This is a genomic window from Geobacillus sp. ZGt-1 (genome assembly GCF_001026865.1).
In the GTDB taxonomy this organism is placed as follows: Bacteria; Bacillota; Bacilli; order Bacillales; family Anoxybacillaceae; genus Geobacillus; species Geobacillus thermoleovorans.
Window position 1 is genome coordinate 133167 of record NZ_LDPD01000026.1, and the last position, 890, is coordinate 134056.

2 pseudogenes are annotated in these 890 nt (G+C 45.4%); one reads left to right on the forward strand and one right to left on the reverse strand.

The features are described from left to right. A pseudogene (locus VU18_RS21155) lies at positions 1 to 117 on the reverse strand (group II intron maturase-specific domain-containing protein); the annotation flags it as partial. A 258-nt stretch (positions 118 to 375) separates the two neighbouring features. Between VU18_RS21155 and VU18_RS14210 the strand changes: the two are divergent. Further along, positions 376 to 571 (forward strand): annotated as a pseudogene (locus VU18_RS14210) (tryptophan 2,3-dioxygenase family protein); the annotation flags it as partial. Positions 572 to 890 lie beyond the last annotated feature (319 nt).

Sequence of the window (890 nt, forward strand, 5' to 3'; positions counted from 1 at the left end):
ACAAAATGCCTCTCGACCCTCGATGCAATAAGAGACGGAGCATTGGGTGTTTATGAGTTGAAAATATCCGATCCATCCCATGATGTATTGATTTACTCGCTGGATGTGCTCCTGCATGGAGAGGATCTAGTTGGGATTCGTCAGTTGTCGAATCCGCTGTTTCAGGCGTTGGACGACATGGGTTACATCGTGTAAAACAATTTGGGGTGCCTTGGTTAATTTTCTTATCGATTGCATATGCCATTTAAAAAGGTTCATGCAATGCACCTTGCAGCAAACTATTCCGCGCAGTCAAACACAACAGCGGCCAATGCTGACCGATCATCGTAAACGTAGCGTGATCCATCTACTAATTGGAAAAAGGGGTCGAACAACATGACGAACTTTCAAGATCCATTCGGACTGGAGGAAGGGATTCACACGGATTTTCAAGAGGACATTCGTATGCAGGCTGCCTTCAGCTTGATAAAATTTTGTCAAGCCAGCGGCGACTGTCCGATTCATCATGATGAAATGCTATTTATCATTTATTCACCAAACAAGCGAACTTTGGATGAAGCTCATGTTACATTAAATGAAAAGTTGCGATTCAATGCACGTTAGACAACCATAAAGCATGTAAGAAGGCACGGATGCATTCCATGCCTTCTTTGCTTTCCCCGTCCATTGATAAGCACGATGTCCAATCGCCAACTTTTCCTCCTACATCGCCCGCTTTCCTTCTTTCACCGTAACTGGGCCAAACGGAATCCAACTCACCACAACGTTGATGCTGTCACTAAAATCATCGACCCTGGCACCATGGCAGTGAGCAACCCAGCGGCGCCAATCAATCCCGCCACCCAAGGATCAAACGTTTGAACTGACAATCTTGGATATGTCAAGCGAAA